Raw genomic sequence first — 17,002 nt, 5'->3', positions numbered from 1 at the left:
GGCCTAGTCCTTCAGCTGCGGCAGGTTGCGGAAAAGTTCGAGCGCTTCGGGATTGGCGAGCGCATCGGCATTTTTCACCGGCCGACCATGGATGGTGTCGCGCACCGCGATTTCGGAAATCTTGCCGGAGCGTGTGCGCGGGATAGCGCTGACAGCAATGATCCTTGCCGGCACATGCCGCGGCGTCGCCCCTGAACGGATGCGGCTGCGGATGGTCTTTTCCAGCTCTTCCGTCAAGGCAGCACCACCCTTCATGCGCAGGAAGAGGATGACCCGCTGGTCCCCGTCGATATCCTGCCCAACGGCAATGGCCTCCTCTACTTCGGGCACGGTTTCCACCTGCCGGTAGATTTCCGCAGTCCCGATGCGCACCCCACCTGGATTAAGCGTCGTGTCCGAGCGTCCATGGATCACATAACCGCCGGAGGGCCGCAGTTCGGCGAAATCGCCATGCGCCCAGATGCCGGGGAAACGATCGAAGTAGGCGGCCTGATAGCGCGAACCATCCTCATCGCCCCAGAATTTCACCGGCATGGACAGATGCGCATTCCGGCAGACGAGTTCGCCGGGAACGCCGCGAACGGAACGGCCCTCATCGTCAAGCGTATCGATATCCATGCCGAGCATCGCGCCCTGCAATTCACCGCGATGAACCGGCTGTACGGGATTGCCGCCGAGGAAACAGGCGCAGATGTCGGTGCCGCCGGAAATGGAGGCGAGATGCACATCCGCCTTCCAGTCGCGATAGATATAATCGAAGGATTGCGGGATGAGCGGCGAACCAGTGGAGAGAATTGTTCGCAGCGATGAAAGATCATGGCTTTCCCGCGGTTTCAGTCCCGCCTTCAGGCATGCATCGATAAATTTCGCAGACGTGCCGAAAGTGGCGATCCCTTCGGCGTCGATGAGATCGATCAGCCGGCCGGGCGTCGGATAGCCGGGATTGCCATCATAGGTGACGAGGGTGGTACCGAGCGCGAGACCGGAGACCTGCCAGTTCCACATCATCCAGCCGCAGGTGGTGAAATAGAAAAAGCGCTCACCCTCCTTGATATCGCATTGCAGTTTCAGCTCCTTCATGTGCTGAAGAAGCAGGCCGCCGCCGGAATGGGTGATGCATTTCGGCTTGCCTGTCGTGCCGGAGGAATAAAGGATCACCAGCGGCGCCTTGACGGGCAGACGGTTGAAGACAATCTCGCCCGCCGCATAAGGCGCAACGAAAGCCGCAAGCGTGACGCAGCCGAGATCAGTAAGGCTTTCGGGAACGGTTTCACCGATCAGGACGATCTTTTCAGGGGCCGCACTTTCCGCCACGGCGCGGATGGTCGGGCCGACGTCGATGCGTTTACCGGCATAACCATATTCCGGCACGGCGATGATGATTTTCGGGCCGATCTGAGACAGGCGGTCAGAGGCGCCTGCCGGGCCGAAATCCGGAGAGCAGGACGACCAGATGGCACCGATGGCACTCACGGCCAGATATCCCACAATCGCCTCTATATCATGGGTGACGATCGCCCCGACGCGATCACCTTCCTGCACCCCGGCATGCACGAGCGCCTGCACCATGCGGGACACTGCGTTGTAAAGCCCCTTGCGGCTTATCTCGCGCCTTGTACCATCGTCACGATGGGCGATGATGGCCAACCGCTCATCGGCATCGCGCAGCAGGTTTTCGGCGTAATTCAACCTCGCGCCCGGATAGAACTCAGCCTCCCGGATCGTCGCGCCCGGCTTGAACGCAACGTCGCCGCGCGTGCCGATAATGCCGAGCTCGTCCCACAGCGCATCGTAAAACTCTTCCGGCGCGTCGATGGACCAGCGCAGCAGGCCGGCATAATCATCGGCGGCCTGCCCGTGTATCTTTGCGGTTCTTGTCGCGAAGGCGGAAAGCGCCGAGCGCTTCACCCTCTCTTCCGGCGGCACCCACAGAATGTCAGATGGCGCGGCGGCTGTCATGCTCTGCTCCCGCGCAGCATCTCAACGATGGCGGAAAAATCACGCCCGCCCTGCCCGTCGTCAACGAAGCTCTCATAAAGCGCTGCCGCAGCAGCACCGAGCGGTGTGGAGGCGTCAGCACCATTGGCCGCCTCCTGAGAAAGCTTCAGGTCCTTGAGCATCAAGGCTGCGGCAAATCCGGGCTGGTAATCCTTGTTGGCGGGTGATGTCGGCACCGGACCCGGCACCGGGCAATAGGTGGTGAGCGACCAGCATTGCCCGGAAGATGTGGAGGCGACATCGAACAGCGCCTGGTGCGAAAGCCCGAGTTTTTCGCCGAGCACAAAAGCCTCGGAAACCGCGATCATGGAAATGCCGAGGATCATGTTGTTGCAGATCTTGGCCGCCTGCCCGTTGCCGCCCTTGCCGCAATGCACGATCTTTTTGCCCATGGCTTCCAGCAGCGGCTTCGCCGCCGAAAAAGCCTCCGCCTCACCACCGCACATGAAGGTCAGGGTGCCGGCGGCCGCACCGCCCGTGCCGCCGGAAACGGGGGCGTCGACCGAAGGGCAGCCGGCGGAAGCGGCCAGTTCATGCGCCTTCAATGCGCTTGCCATATCCACGGTCGAGCAGTCGATAAGGAGCGTTCCGGCAGAGATTTTACTAGTCAGATCGCCATAGGCCGAAACGACATGTTCGCCCTTGGGCAGCATGGTGATGACCACATCAACCGCGTTGACTGCTTCGGCAGAATTCGCGGCAACCGGAATGCCCGCCTCCTTTGCCGCTGCACGGCAGGCTTCGGCAAGATCGTATCCCCTGACGGCATAACCCGCCTTGACGAGATTGGCGGCCATCGGCAGGCCCATATGTCCCAGCCCCAGAAAAGCGATGGTCTTCATCGGTAGGTTCCTTTCAGCGATTATCCGCAAGGATCATGTCGGCGGCCTTTTCGGCAATCATGATCGTAGGCGAATTGGTATTTCCGGATGTAATGCGCGGCATCACCGAGGCATCGGCGACGCGCAGCCCGGCGAGGCGGCGGAACTTCAGGCGCGCATCAACGACACTTTCCATATCCGACCCCATGCGCAGCGTGCCGACAGGGTGGAAGATGGTGGTGCCGATATCACCTGCCGCCTTGGCAAGATCATTGTCGTTTTCGAAGGAGGGGCCGGGCCGGTATTCCTCCGGCCTGAAGCGGGAAAAGGCCGGCTGGGCGACGATGCGGCGCGTCAGCCGCATGGCATCTATGGCCACCTTCCGGTCGCCTTCAGTGGAAAGGTAGTTCGGGCGGATTTCCGGTTGCATGGCGAAATCCGGTCCTTTCACATGCACTGAGCCACGGCTTTCCGGCCGCAGATTGCAGACGCTTGCCGTTATGGCGGGAAAAGTGTGAACCGGATCCCCGAACTTGTCGAGCGAAACCGGCTGCACATGATACTCCAGATCAGCGGTTTCCTTTTCCGGAGAAGAGCGGGTGAAGACACCGAGCTGGCTCGGCGCCATGGACATCGGCCCGGAGCGCGTCAGCGCATATTCCAGGCCGATCCGCGCCTTGCCGAAGAGCGTCGAGGCCCGCTCATTGAGCGTCAGAACACCGGAGACCTTGTAGACCATGCGCAGCTGCAGATGGTCCTGCAGGTTCTCGCCCACACCCTGGACCTCCGCCACCGTATCGATACCGGCAGCCTGCAACACATCCCCACGGCCGACCCCGGAAAGCTCCAGAACATGCGGCGAGCCGATTGCGCCGGCGGACAGCACGGTTTCGCGCCGCGCCCGCATTTTTTTCAGGACGCCGTCATGATGGAATTCGACACCCGTCACCCGGTCTTCTTCGATGATGAGCCGTTTGACATGGGCCTTGGTCAAAACGGTGAGGTTCTTGCGGCCAAGCACCGGTTTCAGGAATGCTTTCGCCGTGTTCCAGCGCCAGCCCGCCCGCTGGTTGACATCGAAATAACCGGCCCCTTCATTGTCTCCGCGGTTGAAATCGTCAGTCGCGGGAATACCCGCTTCTCCTGCCGCCTTCTGGAAGGCATCAAGCACATCCCAGCGCACGCGGGCCTTTTCCACACGCCACTCGCCCCCGCTGGAATGCAGGTCACTCTTGCCGCGATAAAAATCTTCAGACTTCAGGAAATAGGGCAGGATGTCGTTCCAGCCCCAGCCTTCGCAGCCAAGCTGCCGCCAGACGTCATAGTCCCGCGCCTGCCCGCGCATGTAGATCATGCCGTTGATGGAGGAGCAGCCGCCCAGCACCTTGCCGCGCGGATAGATCAGCGCGCGTCCATTCAGGCCAGGCTCTTCCGCCGTCTTGAAACACCAGTCCGTGCGTGGATTGTTGATGCAATAGAGATAACCGACCGGAATATGGATCCAGTGGTAGTTGTCGTTGCCGCCCGCTTCCAGAAGCAGCACGCGGTTGTTCGGGTCTTTCGAAAGGCGGTTGGCGAGAACGCATCCGGCGCTCCCCGCTCCGATGACGATATAGTCATATTCGCCCATTCTCTTCTCCACACGCCATCCTTGCCGCGTCGTCCCGAACGCGGGGAGGCTTTTCAGGTGTTTTCAAAATTGGCTAGCTGCGGTGCTGAAAACCGAGTTTCCGCCCCAGCCGGGAAGCATAAAATTCACCGATCAGACCGCGACGGAACACCAGAACGCAGGCCATGAAGACGAGGCCGGTGATGATGGTGACCGGGAAGTCCGAGGTCGCGAGATAGTTCTGCAGGGTCACGACAAGGCCCGCGCCGAAAATCGGGCCGATCATGGTGCCGATGCCGCCGAGCAGCGTCATCAGGATCACTTCACCGGACATCTGCCATGTCACGTCGGTCAGCGTCGCGAATTGGAACACCAGCGCCTTCAGCCCGCCAGCAAGCCCGGCGAGCGCCGCCGACATGACGAAGGCGCCGAGCTTGTAGCGCTGCACGCTATAACCGAGCGAAATGGCGCGTTGCTCGTTTTCACGGATCGACTTCAGGATCATGCCGAACGGCGAATTGACGAAACGCCAGATGACCAGCAGCGCCAACACGAAGGCGGCAAGCACCGTGTAATAGATATTGAGCGGACCATTGAGATCGAGAATACCGAAGAGATGGCCGCGCGGCACGCCCTGCAGGCCGTCCTCTCCATGAGTGAACGGCGCTTGCAGGCAGAAGAAATAGAACATCTGCGACAAGGCGAGTGTGATCATGGCGAAATAGATGCCCTGTCGGCGAATGGCGAAAAAGCCGATGACAAGGCCGAGGAGAGCGGCACCGGCCATGCCGATGACCAGACCAATTTCCGGTGTGACACCCCATTCCTTCACGGAATAGGCGGTGAAATAGGCGGCGCCGCCAAAGAACGCCGCATGGCCGAAGGAAAGCAGCCCGGTATAACCGATCAGCAGATTGAAGGCGCAGGCAAAGAGCGCAAAGCAGAGAAGCTTCATCAGGAAGATCGGATAAACGAACATCGGCGCGGCGATGAGAATGGCAAGCCCGGCCAGAATGAGCACCGTCTTGATGGTTGCTGCCGTCGTCGATACTTCCGTCCGCGGCATTGCGCCGGCTGTCGGGCTATGGGTGGCTTTGGACATATCAGGCGTCCTTTCCGAAGAGTCCGGCGGGGCGGATGAGCAGCACAAAGGCCATGATGACGAAGATGACGATATTGGAGGCCTCAGGGTAGAACACCTTGGTGAGGCCCTCGGCGATACCGAGCATGTAGCCGGTGACGATGGCGCCCATGATCGAGCCCATGCCGCCAACGACCACCACCGCAAAGACGACGATGATGAGGTTTGTGCCCATCAGCGGCGAGACCTGATAGATGGGGGCGGCGAGAACGCCGGTGAAACCCGCAAGGCCGGCGCCGAGCGCGTAGGTGAGCGTCAACAGAACAGGCACATTGATGCCGAAAGCCTGCACAAGGGTCGGGTTTTCCGTCGCGGCGCGCAGATAGGAGCCGAGACGCGTCTTTTCGATCAAGGCCCAGGTGGCGATGCACACGATCAGCGAGATCACGACGACGAAGGCGCGGTAGTTCGGCAGGAACATGAAGCCGAGATTGGTGCCGCCTGCGAGTTCGCGCGGCACCGAATAGGGTTGGCCCGCCGCGCCGTAAAGCCACCGGAACGTGCCTTCCACCACCAGCGCCAGGCCGAAGGTGAAGAGCAGACCATAGAGTGGATCGAGATCATAAAGCCGCGACAGAAGGAAACGTTCGATGATCGCCCCGAACAGCGCGACGACGAGCGGCGTGACGATGAGCGCCACCCAGAAATTGATGCCGAAATATTGCAGGCCGAGAAAGGCGACGAAAGCGCCGAGCATATATTGCGCGCCATGGGCAAAATTGATGACGCGCAGCAGCCCGAAGATGACAGCAAGCCCAAGTGACAGCAGCGCATAGAATGAGCCGTTGATAAGGCCGACCAGCAATTGCCCGAGGAGCGCCTGAATTGGAACGCCGAAGATCATCGTCATGGTTAAACCCCCAGCACCTTGTTAAGCTCCCCCATGCGGGCGGAAAGCTCCCCCACCGGAAAATCCCCGACCATCTGGCCGTGGTCCATGAGGTAGAAGCGATCGGCGATACGGCTCGCAAACCGGAAATTCTGCTCCACCAGAACCACGGTCATGCCGCGGCTCTTCAGCTTCTGCAAAACCTCTCCAATGCGCTGTACGATGACGGGGGCAAGCCCTTCGGTCGGCTCATCCAGCAGCAGCACCTTGACGCCGGTGCGCAGGATGCGCGCCATGGCCAGCATCTGCTGCTCGCCACCGGAGAGCTTCGTGCCGGGGCTGGTGCGGCGTTCGTAAAGATTGGGAAACAGCTCGTAGATTTCATCGAGCGTCATGCCGCCGGACGCGACGACGGGCGGCAGCTTCAGGTTTTCCTCAACACTCAGGGTCGCGAAGATGCCGCGCTCCTCCGGCACGAAACCGAGGCCGTATTTCGCCGTACGATGCAGCGGCACCGGCATAAGATCCTTGCCGCCGAGCTTGATGACGCCCTTGCGGTTGCGGATGATGCCCATGATGGTTCGCAACGTCGTGGTCTTGCCCACGCCATTGCGGCCGAGAATGGTGATGGTTTCGCCCTCGCCGACCGTCAGATCGACGCCGTGCAACGCCTGGCTTTCGCCATACCAGGATTTCAGGTTGGAGACTTCGAGCATCGCCGCCATATCAAGCCTCCTCCGTGCCCATATAGGCCGTGCGCACGCGCGGATCGGCAGAAACCGTGGCATAATCGCCCTCAGCCAGAATTTCTCCACGCTGCAGAACAGTAACGTGATGGCAGATGTCGGCCACGACCTTCAGATTATGTTCGACCATCAACACCGCGCGGGTCTTTGCCACCTCACGAATAAGCTCGGCCACATGCGAGACATCTTCTCCACCCATGCCCGCCATCGGCTCGTCCAGCAGCAGAACTTTGGGATCAAGCGCCAGCGTAGTCGCGATTTCGAGAACCCGCTTGCGGCCGTAAGACAGATCGGCCGCAAGCGCGTGTTTTTCCCGCGTGAGGCCCACCATGGAGATCAGCTCCTCGGCGCGGGCATTCAGCCTGTCCAACGAAGAGAGCGGCAACCAGAACTGCGTTGCAAGGCTGTTGGGCCGCTGCAATGCCACCCGCACGTTTTCCAGAACTGTCAGATGCGGAAACACCGCCGATATCTGGAAAGACCTGACGAGGCCGAGACGCGCCACCTTGTCCGGTGGCGTCTTTGTTATATCCGTTCCCATGAAGGTGATCGCCCCGCCTGTCGGCTGGAGAAACTTGGTCAACAGGTTGAAAACCGTTGTCTTGCCGGCGCCGTTTGGGCCGATCAGCGCATGGACGCGGGCGTGATGCACGTCGAGATCGACGTTTTTCACGGCTGCGAATGCGCCGAAGGTCTTGGTGAGACCACGCGCCGAAAGAACGACGCGAGGTTCTGCCTGCCCGGCGGGGGCGGGAGCGATCGTCATGAAACTTTCCCCTTTATTGCGTCAGTCTTTTATTGCGTCACCAGCGGGCAACCGCTCTTTGCGGGGTCCATGAAGGCTTCCTTGCCGGGGATGGTGGCGAGAACCTTGTAATAATCCCAGGGCTGCTTGCTTTCGTCAGGCTTCTTCACTTCCATGAGGTACATGTCGTGGATCATCCGACCATTGGCGGCCACATGGCCGTCCTTGGCGAAGACGTCGTTGACAGGCATTTCCTTCATGGCCTTGGCGACGGCGTCTGCATCGTCGGTGCCGGCCTTCTCGATCGCCTTCAGATAATGCAAGACAGCGGAATAGGTGCCGGTGTGAACCATGTTCGGCATGGCCCCGGTGCGTTCCTTGAAGCGCTCACCAAACTTGCGCGATTCATCGTCGCGGTCCCAATAAAAACCTTCCGTCAGTGTCAGCCCTTGAGCTGCCTCAAGGCCGAGGCCATGGACTTCTGCAAGCGTGAAGAGAAGCGCTGCAAGGCGCTGGCCACCTGCAACGATACCGAATTCCGCAGCCTGTTTGATGGCGTTGGAGGTGTCGAGACCGGCATTGGCAAGACCGATAACCTTCGCGCCCGAAGACTGCGCCTGCAGCAGGAAGGACGAATAGTCGGTGGTTGCGAGCGGATGGCGGACGGAGCCAAGCACCTTGCCGCCGTTAGCCTTGACGAAATTGGACGTATTTTCTTCCAGCGAATAACCGAAGGCATAGTCGGCGGTCAGGAAGAACCAGCTGTCGCCGCCCTGCTTGACGAGTGCGCCACCGGTGCCGACAGCCAGCGAATAGGTGTCATAGGCCCAATGAAAACCATAGGGGCTGCACTGCTTGCCGGTCAGCTCGGTGGTGGCAGCACCGGTGTTGACGGTGATCTTCTTTTTGTCCTTCGAGAGTGCCTGCACGGCAAGGCCGACAGACGACGAGGTCAGTTCCATGATCGAATCGACCTGTTCGGTGTCGTACCATTGGCGGGCAATGTTGGAGGCGACATCCGCCTTGTTCTGGTGGTCAGCCGTTACCACTTCCACGGGCGCGCCAAGCACCTTGCCGCCAAAATCCTCAACCGCCATCTTCGCGGCTTCATAGGAGTATTTGCCGCCGAAGTTGGCGTAAACGCCGGACTGGTCGTTCAGGATACCGATCTTGACCTTGCCGTCCGAAATCTCGGCGGCATAAGCGGCGGTGCCGGCGGCCAGTGCCATGGCCGTGGATAAAACGATACTCTTGCGCATGACTTCTCCTCCCAGAGATGATTGCGAGCCTCAGATTGTCTGTGCAGCGGTGAACCGAAACCCTGCACATGAATGGCCGCACCGCCCTCCTCAAAGCGGTGCATCCTGAGCGTAGACTTCTCGAATTCGGCCGTTGACACAAGAGCGTGTCATCATCAAATTGCGAACAGGAACTGTTCATTTTTGAACAGAACTCTTGATGGGAGACAATTATGGCGACCCCTTTCACCTGGGACGACCTTCAATATTTCCTGGCCGTGGCCCGCACCGGACAGCTCTCATCCGCCGCCAGAAGCCTGCGCACCAGCCACGCCACCGTCTCCCGCCATATCGACCGGCTGGAATTTTCGCTTAAAACCAAGCTCTTCGAGCGGAACCCGCGCGGTTATGAGCTGACGACGGTGGGGCGGCGACTGGTCGATACCGTCGAGCGGATAGAGGCAGAGGCTGAACGGCTGCAATCGGATATTTCCGAAAGCGGCAGCCTGCTGCGCGGCGTTGTGCGCCTGAGCGCTCCCGAAGGTTTTTCCAATTTTTTCTTCGTCGAGAGGCTGAAGGACTTCGCCGCCACCCATCCCCACATCATGGTGGAAATGGTGACGATCCAGCAGATCATGGCGCTTTCCCGAAAGGAGGCGGATGTGGCTGTCACGCTCGATCCGCCGAAGGCCGGTCCCTATATCAATGAACAGATCATCGATTACACTCTGCATATTTACGCCTCACGGTCCTATCTCGCCGGACAGCCGAAAATCACGAAGCGGGAAGACCTGCTCGACCACTTCTTCATCGGCTACGTGCAGGATCTGATCTTTTCACCCGGCCTCGATTACATGCGCGATGTGCTTCCAGGCCTGCGGCCAAATTTCCAGTCTTCGAGCATTTTTGCGCAACTGACCGCCACGCTTGGTGGCCGAGGGCTTTGCATCCTGCCGAATTTCATCGCCGCGCGCTTTCCGGATTTGCAGATGGTGCTTCCGGGTGAGGTCGAGCTGCGGCGAGGTTACTGGCTCACCAGCCATCAGGACTTTGCCAATGTGCCACGGGTGCGCTCCTTGATGGATTTCATCCTCACCACCGCACGCGCCCACGAAAAGCTCTTTATTCTCAAGCGCGGCCTCATGGTCTGAAGTCGCGATCGTTCACATTTCGGCGACACCCTGTCTTCGTCTCGCAGGTTGGAGGATCTGCGCCGTTGCTTATATGAGGGACAACAACGATGCCGCTGCACTAGCGGACATCCTCCAAATCTGGAAGGTCATTATGAAAAAGATCGGATTCCTATCCTTCGGCCACTGGACGCCCTCCCCCCAGTCGCAGACCCGCTCGGCGGCCGATACGCTGCTGCAGTCGATAGACCTCGCCGTGGCCGCAGAAGAACTGGGGGCTGACGGCGCCTATTTCCGTGTGCACCATTTCGCCCGTCAGCTGGCCTCGCCCTTCCCGCTTCTGGCCGCCGTCGGCGCCCGCACGAAAAAGATAGAGATCGGCACCGGCGTCATCGATATGCGTTACGAAAACCCGTTCTACATGGTGGAGGACGCCGGTTCGGCCGACCTCATCGCCGGTGGACGCCTGCAGCTCGGCATCAGCCGCGGCTCGCCGGAGCAGGTCATCGATGGCTGGCGTTATTTCGGTTATCGCCCGGCCGAGGGCCAGAGCGAAGAAGATATGGCGCGTCAGCACACCGAGGTCTTCCTCGAGCTTTTGAAGGGCGAAGGCTTTGCCGAGCCGAACCCGCGGCCGATGTTCCCCAACCCGCCGGGTCTTCTGCGGCTGGAGCCGCATTCCGAAGGCTTGCGCGAGCGCATCTGGTGGGGCTCGAGCTCCAATGCAACGGCAGTGTGGGCGGCAAAGCTTGGCATGAACCTGCAAAGCTCCACGCTGAAGACGGACGAAACCGGTGAGCCTTTCCACGTCCAGCAGGCACAGCAGATCCGCACGTTCCGGGAAGCCTGGAAGGAGGCCGGACATGCCCGTGAGCCACGCGTCTCCGTCAGCCGCAGCATCTTCGCCCTCGTCAATGATCGCGACCGCGCCTATTTCGGTTACGGTAACGAAGGCGACGACAAGATCGGCTATATCGACGATAAGACGCGTGCGATCTTCGGACGCAGCTATGCCGCCGAACCGGAAAAGCTGATCGAACAGCTGAAGGCCGACGAAGCCATCGCCGAAGCTGACACGCTGCTGCTGACCGTGCCGAACCAGTTGGGCGTCGATTACAACGCCCATGTGATCGAAACCATCCTGAAGCAGGTAGCGCCGGCACTTGGCTGGCGCTAAATCTGGAAAAATCGTATCACCCACACGCCGTCACCCCGGATTTGATCCGGGGTCCAGCGCGATCAAGTCTTTGATCGCGAAAGAGTCTTGTCACGGCGTAGACGCGCCGTGGCTGTATGCCGGATCTAGTCCGGCATGACGGAGGACGTGCTTCCCTCCGTTAAAATCCGGGCTGTATACCGCTGCTCTAGTTCAGCGCCTTGCCGTAACGCGCGAAGCTCTCCGCCAGCGGCGTGGTGCTCGCACCCGGCTGCTCAGGCCGTTTGTAGACACCATCCCGCACCTGGATCGGTTCTTCGAAATGATCCTTGATCCACGGAATATATTCGAGAATTGTCGACGCCGGATGCCAGTAGCTCAGATGCACATGCACCTGGCTCATCTCGCCGGCATGCGGCACGACAGGCAGGCGATGGGCGAGTGCCAGATCGGCAACTTGGATATATTCGGTGACGCCGCCAAGCCGTGTTACATCCGGCTGGACATAAGCGACGGCGCCGGCATCGATGAAGGAACGGAACGCATCCACCGTATAAAGCTGCTCGCCGAGCGCAATCGGGATAGTGGTATTGCGCGCCAGTCGGGCATGGCTTGTCACATCGTCATACCACAGCGGCTCCTCGAACCAGTAGATGTCCAGATCCCTCGCTGCCGCACAGAAGCGCTGGCATGTGGGCAAATCCCATTTGCCGTTGCCATCGATGGCGATGCGGATGGATGAGCCGACGCGTTTGCGGGCGGCAGCAAGCCGGGCGATATCGATATTCGGGTCGTCATGCCCGACCTTGATCTTCAGCCGGGTGAAACCGTCTTCCTCCACCGCCCTTGAGCTGCCTGCAAGCAAATCGTCCAGCGAGAAGGAAAGCCAGCCGATATCGGTATTATAAGCTTCCACTGCCTCCGTGCGTGCGCCGCCGAGATAGTGCCACAGCGGCACGCCTGCCTTTTTCGCTTTCAGGTCCCAGAGAGCCACATCGATCGCAGCTAACGCCAGATGGGTGATGCCGGCCCTGCCGACCCATTGGAGCGAGGGATAACGGGCGAGCTTCATCCAAAGCCGTGAATGCTCCGACGCATCCTCGCCGACGAGCAAGGGCGCGTAACAATCGCTGATGCAGGATGTGATCAGCCTGTCCGACGCCAGATGCGCATGGGTACCGGTGAAACCATAGCCCTCGAGGCCGTCACAGGTGGTGATCTTTGCGCCGACAACACCCCAATGGGTGATGCTGTGGGTGGAATCGGAAATGGAGTCCGATGTCAGCGGCAGGTGCAGGATGAAGGGTTCGACGGCGGTAATTTTCATGATCGGTCATTCCTCGATGCTTGAACGCTTCTGGGGAGGAAAGGCGGAAGTCCCTTTCTGAGACACGCTTTGCCGGCTGGGCGGGTGAAATCGCGTCATCTCCCGCGTCCAATGGTTGCAGGAGTCAAACCGTCAGGGGATTGCCGGACCGCCCTCCTCCGGCAGCCGGCTTCCGATGGCAGATAGAGCTAACGGAAAAACGGATTTTGTAAAATAAAAAATTTTTTATTTTTAATATTCGCTCATTGCCTGCTTCGCAAAGCTGGGCGATGATGTGGGCATGAACACACTCGTCAAAGTCACGCTCGCCGAACAGGCGCACAGGGAACTGCGCGCACGCATCGTCAGCGGCAAATTGCGCGGCGGCGAACGTCTGCTGCCAAATGAACTCGCCGCCGATCTCGGCATCAGCCCGACGCCGGTCAAGGAAGCCTGCCTGAAACTCGAGGCGGATGGGCTGGTGGTCAATTCGTCCCGGCGCGGGATGGTGGTGCGCGACTTCACGGTCGAGGATGTGGAGGAACTATACGCGGCCAGGATGCTGCTTGAAAAAGGTGCGGTGGAAGTGGCCTTCGCTGCTGGCCAGCTGGACGAAACGCTGCACGCGGCACTGCTGGAAAGCCTCGGCAAACACCGCGCCTTCGCCAAAGGCTCGACGCTGGATGAATTGTCGAAAGCGCTTTTCTACGACCGCAGTTTCCACGCGACCCTGGTCGCAGCGGCACGCATTCCGGTCATTTCCGGTTCGCATGAGCGCATTCTAGACCAGACCCACACGGTCTTCGTCTCGATCCTCGGTGATTACGTCCGCTCGGTCGAGGAGCACCAGAATATTGCCGATGCCATCGCCGCCGGCAGCAAGGCCCAGATCATCGATGCGCTGTGGCGGCACCTGGAGCGCAGCCGCCAAAACACGCTGCGTCAGGTCCGATTGCTCAAAGAGGCCGGCGCCTGATCATTTAAAAGACAAGTGGAGGACTGCATGGACGAAAACCCCGGGGTCGCAATTCCATCAGCGCGAGCCGAAACCATCTCATTCCACAGGGGGATTTTGTGCTGATGATGGACCGGCTTTCCGCTAGAACCCTGCCCCGCCTGCCGCACACGGTCACGACCCCTGCCTATGAGCGCGAGAAAATCGCGCCCGGCATCGTGCATCTCGGCGTCGGCGCCTTTCACCGGGCGCATCAGGCGGTTTTCATCGACGATTGCCTCAATCGCGGCGAAACAGGATGGGGCATCGTCGCCGCATCGCTGCGCAGCCCGGACACCCGCGACGCCATCGAACCGCAGGATAATCTCTACACCTTCTGCCTTCGCGATGGCCAAAGCGAGCGCCTGCGCATCGTCGGCTCGATTCTTGAGACCGTCGTCGCCCCGGAAAACCCGGAGCGACTGGTGGAGCGGATGGCCGACCCGCGCGTTCTCATCGTGACTCTGACCGTGACGGAGAAGGGTTACCTGACCAATCTCGCCTCCCGCAGCCTGCTGCGCGACCATCCCGATATCGTCCACGATCTCGAAAACCCGGAGCGGCCGCGCTCGATCTTCGGCTTCATCCTTGCAGCGACCCGGCGCAGACGTGCCGAAGGCTCCCTGCCGCTGACGCTGCTGTCCTGCGACAACCTGCCCGCCAACGGCCACATGCTGCGAAAGCTGCTGCTGGAATTCGCGAGCCTTGCGGATCAGGAACTGGCCTCCTTCATCGAAGCCAATATTGCCTGCCCCTGCTCGATGGTGGACCGTATCGTTCCCGCCACCACGGATGCGGACCGGGATGCGATTTCGGCCGCACTCGGCCTCAGCGATGCATGGCCGGTCGTCGCGGAACCTTATTTCCGTTTCGTCATCGAAGACCGTTTTCCCCATGGCAGGCCGGCTCTTGAGAAATCGGGCGTGGAATTCGTCGATGATGTCGAACCTTACGAGCATATGAAGCTGAGGATGCTGAACGGCTCCCACAGCGCTATCGCCGCCATCGGCCAGATTGCCGGCCTTGCGACGGTGGCCGATGCCTGGGCTGAAAAGACCGTGCGCGACTTCATCGACGTCTATTGGCGTGAGGTTGGACGGACGCTGGACCCTGTCGTCGATGGTTCTGAATTCGCAGCCGGCCTGCGGCAGCGTTTCGCCAATCCTTCATTGCAGCACAAGACCATGCAGATCGCCTCCGATGCGTCGCAGAAAGTGCCGCTGCGGATACTTTCACCACTACGAGAATTGCTGGCGGAAAAGGCTGAGTGCGGAGCGGTCATTTTTGCCGTCGCGCTGTGGATCAGGTCCTGCGCAGAGGAGGATGAAAAGGGGCAGCCGATCACCATTCTCGACCCCGCCTTCAGAGAGTGGGATTCGCCGGATCAACTGGCGATGGCTCCGGATGCGGTGGTCGACCGCTTCCTCAGTTTCGAACGCACCTTTGGCAGCGACCTGCCCGCCAACGAAACCTTTGTCCTCGCCCTGAAAGCCGCCTATCGCAACATTCGCGAGCAGGGCGCCCTGGCGACAATTAGGCGTTTCCTGAAGTCCTGAAAAAAGAACAGGCCGGAAATCCGGCCTGCTCCCAACCTCTTTCGTCAACCGTCAGGCTGTCGCCGCCTGTCTCGCCGCCTTGCGGCGCTCCACGCGGGCGCGAATGGCATCGACGTCCGTGATCGGGGTCGCGGCGAAGAGCTGACGGGTATAGGGGTGCTTCGGATCGGCGAAAAGTTCCTCGCGCGTGCCCTGCTCCACCGCCTCGCCCTTGGAGATGACCATCACGTCATCAGCAATGTAACGCACCACGGAAAGATCGTGGCTGACGAAGACATAGGTCAGTTCGAATTCCTCCTGCAGATCGCGCAGCAGGTTCAAGACCTGTGCCTGCACCGAAAGATCGAGTGCCGAGACCGGCTCGTCCAGCACCAGCAGCGCCGGGTTCAGCATCAGTGCACGCGCAATGGCGATGCGCTGGCGCTGGCCGCCGGAGAACATGTGCGGATAACGGTTGAAATGCTCAGGACCAAGGCCGACCTTGACGAGCATGGCTTCAGCCCGCTCGCGGCGCTCGGAAGCAGGAATCTTCGTGTTGATGATGAGTGGTTCCATCAGCACGTCACCCACCTTCTGGCGCGGATTGAGGCTGCCATAGGGGTTCTGGAACACCATCTGCACCTTGGAGCGCATTTCCGTGCCGGGACGGCGCCTGGCGATATCGACCGGCTGGCCATCGATCTTCAATTCACCGCCGGAAGCCGGATCGATGAGGGCAATGATGCGAGCCAGCGTCGACTTGCCCGAGCCGGATTCACCGACAATAGCGAGCGTCTTGCCGCGCTCGACGGCGAAATCGATGCCCTTTAGGGCCTGCACCATCCTCGCACCGCCGAACAGGCCGCCGGGGACGTGATAGTCGCGGGTAATGCCCTTGCCTTCAACCACGATACTCATTGAACGCCCTCCTTGCCGAAGAAATCGGAGACGGTGGGCAGACGGTCGCCGGTGGCATTTTCCGGCAGGGCCGAAAGCAATGCCTTGGTGTAGGGATGCTGCGGGGCTTCGAAGAGGCTCAGCACATCCGCCTCCTCCATCTTGCGGCCCTTATATTGCACGACGACACGATCGGCGGTCTCGGCAACCACGCCCATATCGTGGGTGATGAGGATCAGCGCCATGCCATATTCTTCCTGCAGCTTCATCAGCAGGTCGAGAATCTGCTTCTGTATCGTCACGTCGAGCGCAGTCGTCGGCTCGTCGGCGATCAGGAGACGCGGCTTGGAGGCAATCGCAATGGCGATCATCACGCGCTGGCACTGCCCGCCCGACATCTGGTGCGGATAGGCCTTGAGCTTGGATTCCGGATCGGGAATACCGACAGCACGGAATAGCTCCAGCGCGCGGGCGCGTGCGGCAGCGCCGCTCATGCCGAGATTGAGGCGAAGCACTTCCTCGATCTGGAAACCGACCGTGAAGGACGGATTAAGCGAGGCGACCGGCTCCTGGAAGATCATGGTGATCTCGCGACCGATCAGCTTGCGGCGCTCCTGCGGCGACATGGCCAGCAGATTGATGCCGTCAAAGACCATCTCATCGGCGGTAATCGTCGCCGTATCGGGCAGCAGGCCCATGACGGCGAGCATCGATACCGATTTGCCCGAACCGGATTCACCGACGATGGCCAGCACTTCGTGTTTGTCCACGGACACATCAATGCCGTCGACGGCGGTGAAGGCACCGGTGGCGGTGGCGAATTTCACCGTCAGGTTCTTGATTTTCAGCAGGCTCAT

The 17,002-nt window shown here is 60.2% G+C and carries 15 protein-coding genes; 4 read left to right on the top strand and 11 right to left on the bottom strand.

Annotated features, from left to right (window positions below):
* Nucleotides 1–3 precede the first annotated feature (3 nt).
* The 8 genes from HQN82_RS19780 to HQN82_RS19745 all read right to left on the bottom strand — a co-directional run bounded on the left by HQN82_RS19780 (nucleotide 4) and on the right by HQN82_RS19745 (nucleotide 9,148).
* Nucleotides 4–1,959: an acetoacetate--CoA ligase gene (locus tag HQN82_RS19780; RefSeq protein WP_006698059.1), complete on the bottom strand. Its 1,956-nt coding sequence runs from the start codon at nucleotides 1,957–1,959 to the stop codon at nucleotides 4–6.
* Nucleotides 1,956–2,840, bottom strand: coding sequence for a 3-hydroxyisobutyrate dehydrogenase (gene mmsB, locus HQN82_RS19775; protein ID WP_006698060.1), 885 nt, complete (start codon nucleotides 2,838–2,840; stop codon nucleotides 1,956–1,958). The genes HQN82_RS19780 and mmsB overlap by 4 nt, the downstream gene beginning before the upstream one ends.
* 13 nt (nucleotides 2,841–2,853) lie before the next feature.
* Complete coding sequence (locus tag HQN82_RS19770) at nucleotides 2,854–4,449, bottom strand: GMC family oxidoreductase (RefSeq protein WP_006698061.1); 1,596 nt, start codon at nucleotides 4,447–4,449, stop codon at nucleotides 2,854–2,856.
* Nucleotides 4,450–4,522: 73 nt separating this feature from the next.
* Nucleotides 4,523–5,530, bottom strand: a complete 1,008-nt coding sequence (locus HQN82_RS19765; protein ID WP_006698062.1) for a branched-chain amino acid ABC transporter permease — start codon at nucleotides 5,528–5,530, stop codon at nucleotides 4,523–4,525.
* Between the two features lies 1 nt (nucleotide 5,531).
* Entirely contained in the window at nucleotides 5,532–6,419 is an 888-nt protein-coding gene (locus HQN82_RS19760; RefSeq protein ID WP_004437878.1) for a branched-chain amino acid ABC transporter permease, read from the bottom strand.
* A gap of 2 nt (nucleotides 6,420–6,421) precedes the next feature.
* Complete coding sequence (locus HQN82_RS19755; protein WP_004437876.1) at nucleotides 6,422–7,123, bottom strand: ABC transporter ATP-binding protein; 702 nt, start codon at nucleotides 7,121–7,123, stop codon at nucleotides 6,422–6,424.
* Between the two features lies 1 nt (nucleotide 7,124).
* Nucleotides 7,125–7,910 carry an ABC transporter ATP-binding protein gene (locus HQN82_RS19750; RefSeq protein ID WP_004437874.1) on the bottom strand — a complete coding sequence of 262 codons (786 nt, stop codon included), beginning with the start codon at nucleotides 7,908–7,910 and terminating at the stop codon, nucleotides 7,125–7,127.
* Nucleotides 7,911–7,939: 29 nt separating this feature from the next.
* Nucleotides 7,940–9,148, bottom strand: coding sequence for an ABC transporter substrate-binding protein (locus HQN82_RS19745; protein ID WP_006698064.1), 1,209 nt, complete (start codon nucleotides 9,146–9,148; stop codon nucleotides 7,940–7,942).
* 212 nt (nucleotides 9,149–9,360) lie between these two features.
* On the opposite strand from HQN82_RS19745, the gene HQN82_RS19740 reads away from it, so the two are divergent.
* Nucleotides 9,361–10,278, top strand: a complete 918-nt coding sequence (locus HQN82_RS19740) for a LysR family transcriptional regulator (RefSeq protein ID WP_006698065.1) — start codon at nucleotides 9,361–9,363, stop codon at nucleotides 10,276–10,278.
* A gap of 133 nt (nucleotides 10,279–10,411) precedes the next feature.
* A complete protein-coding gene (locus HQN82_RS19735; protein ID WP_044459600.1) occupies nucleotides 10,412–11,434 on the top strand; it encodes an LLM class flavin-dependent oxidoreductase in 1,023 nt (340 codons plus the stop codon).
* 187 nt (nucleotides 11,435–11,621) lie between these two features.
* On the opposite strand, the gene HQN82_RS19730 is transcribed toward HQN82_RS19735, so the two are convergent.
* Nucleotides 11,622–12,740 (bottom strand): mandelate racemase/muconate lactonizing enzyme family protein, encoded by a 1,119-nt coding sequence (locus HQN82_RS19730; RefSeq protein WP_037090642.1) that lies wholly within the window; start codon nucleotides 12,738–12,740, stop codon nucleotides 11,622–11,624.
* Nucleotides 12,741–13,020: 280 nt separating this feature from the next.
* On the opposite strand from HQN82_RS19730, the gene HQN82_RS19725 reads away from it, so the two are divergent.
* Both HQN82_RS19725 and HQN82_RS19720 read left to right on the top strand, forming a co-directional pair.
* Nucleotides 13,021–13,695 carry a GntR family transcriptional regulator gene (locus HQN82_RS19725; protein WP_173615668.1) on the top strand — a complete coding sequence of 225 codons (675 nt, stop codon included), beginning with the start codon at nucleotides 13,021–13,023 and terminating at the stop codon, nucleotides 13,693–13,695.
* Nucleotides 13,696–13,799: 104 nt separating this feature from the next.
* Complete coding sequence (locus HQN82_RS19720; protein WP_173616020.1) at nucleotides 13,800–15,269, top strand: mannitol dehydrogenase family protein; 1,470 nt, start codon at nucleotides 13,800–13,802, stop codon at nucleotides 15,267–15,269.
* Nucleotides 15,270–15,320: 51 nt separating this feature from the next.
* Here the strand turns inward: HQN82_RS19720 and HQN82_RS19715 are convergent, their stop codons facing one another.
* Nucleotides 15,321–16,166, bottom strand: coding sequence for an ATP-binding cassette domain-containing protein (locus HQN82_RS19715; RefSeq protein WP_004437861.1), 846 nt, complete (start codon nucleotides 16,164–16,166; stop codon nucleotides 15,321–15,323).
* Nucleotides 16,163–17,002, bottom strand: coding sequence for an ABC transporter ATP-binding protein (locus tag HQN82_RS19710; protein WP_173615667.1), 840 nt, complete (start codon nucleotides 17,000–17,002; stop codon nucleotides 16,163–16,165). Before HQN82_RS19710 ends, HQN82_RS19715 begins: the two co-directional genes overlap by 4 nt.

Source organism: Agrobacterium pusense (assembly GCF_013285525.1).
Taxonomy (GTDB): Bacteria; Pseudomonadota; Alphaproteobacteria; order Rhizobiales; family Rhizobiaceae; genus Agrobacterium; species Agrobacterium pusense.
The sequence above is the reverse complement of the archived record's forward strand: the minus strand, read 5'-3'. Positions and strand labels throughout refer to the sequence as shown.

Coding starts and splice junctions, on each gene's coding strand:
- mmsB (WP_006698060.1), bottom strand. CDS start 2,840: ATGAAGACCATCGCTTTTCTGGGGCTGGGACATATGGGCCTGCCGATG.
- HQN82_RS19780 (WP_006698059.1), bottom strand. CDS start 1,959: ATGACAGCCGCCGCGCCATCTGACATTCTGTGGGTGCCGCCGGAAGAG.
- HQN82_RS19725 (WP_173615668.1), top strand. CDS start 13,021: ATGAACACACTCGTCAAAGTCACGCTCGCCGAACAGGCGCACAGGGAA.
- HQN82_RS19710 (WP_173615667.1), bottom strand. CDS start 17,002: ATGAGCCTGCTGAAAATCAAGAACCTGACGGTGAAATTCGCCACCGCC.
- HQN82_RS19740 (WP_006698065.1), top strand. CDS start 9,361: ATGGCGACCCCTTTCACCTGGGACGACCTTCAATATTTCCTGGCCGTG.
- HQN82_RS19755 (WP_004437876.1), bottom strand. CDS start 7,123: ATGGCGGCGATGCTCGAAGTCTCCAACCTGAAATCCTGGTATGGCGAA.
- HQN82_RS19770 (WP_006698061.1), bottom strand. CDS start 4,449: ATGGGCGAATATGACTATATCGTCATCGGAGCGGGGAGCGCCGGATGC.
- HQN82_RS19765 (WP_006698062.1), bottom strand. CDS start 5,530: ATGTCCAAAGCCACCCATAGCCCGACAGCCGGCGCAATGCCGCGGACG.
- HQN82_RS19735 (WP_044459600.1), top strand. CDS start 10,412: ATGAAAAAGATCGGATTCCTATCCTTCGGCCACTGGACGCCCTCCCCC.
- HQN82_RS19745 (WP_006698064.1), bottom strand. CDS start 9,148: ATGCGCAAGAGTATCGTTTTATCCACGGCCATGGCACTGGCCGCCGGC.
- HQN82_RS19720 (WP_173616020.1), top strand. CDS start 13,800: ATGATGGACCGGCTTTCCGCTAGAACCCTGCCCCGCCTGCCGCACACG.
- HQN82_RS19730 (WP_037090642.1), bottom strand. CDS start 12,740: ATGAAAATTACCGCCGTCGAACCCTTCATCCTGCACCTGCCGCTGACA.
- HQN82_RS19750 (WP_004437874.1), bottom strand. CDS start 7,910: ATGACGATCGCTCCCGCCCCCGCCGGGCAGGCAGAACCTCGCGTCGTT.
- HQN82_RS19715 (WP_004437861.1), bottom strand. CDS start 16,166: ATGAGTATCGTGGTTGAAGGCAAGGGCATTACCCGCGACTATCACGTC.
- HQN82_RS19760 (WP_004437878.1), bottom strand. CDS start 6,419: ATGACGATGATCTTCGGCGTTCCAATTCAGGCGCTCCTCGGGCAATTG.